Origin of the sequence: Xenorhabdus bovienii (assembly GCF_024721015.1) — a bacterium.
In the GTDB taxonomy this organism is placed as follows: Bacteria; Pseudomonadota; Gammaproteobacteria; order Enterobacterales; family Enterobacteriaceae; genus Xenorhabdus; species Xenorhabdus bovienii.
Genome location: NZ_JANAIF010000357.1, coordinates 1 through 353 on the forward strand (window position 1 = coordinate 1; position 353 = coordinate 353).

The 353-nt window shown below is 57.8% G+C and carries 1 pseudogene; it reads left to right on the top strand.

The annotated features are described in order from the left end of the window. Positions 1–21: 21 nt before the first annotated feature. Positions 22–353: pseudogene (locus NXS07_RS20965) on the top strand (phage tail tape measure protein); the annotation flags it as partial.

Sequence of the window (353 nt, forward strand, 5' to 3'; positions counted from 1 at the left end):
TCGGGGTTTTTCAGTGGATTGATGGAAGAGATAGCCCCTATTCGTGACACCCTTGCAGCGGCTTTTGCGCCGTTCGCCCCCATTTTTGACGCCATCGGCAATGCCATTAAAAAGGTCTGGGCGTGGTTCAAGTCACTGTTTGAGCCGGTCAATACGTCCGCTGAAAGTCTAAAAGCCGCCACCGAAGCCGGCCAAACGTTCGGGCGACTGGTGGGTAAAGCCATCGCCGGTGTCGTGGATGTGGTTGTGGCGGTCGCCAAAGGGGTAGGATGGTTGCTGGAAAAACTGGGCATGATCCCGGATGCGACGAAAGCCGCCGCCGAAGCCGCCAACGCAATGGGGCCGGTCAACCT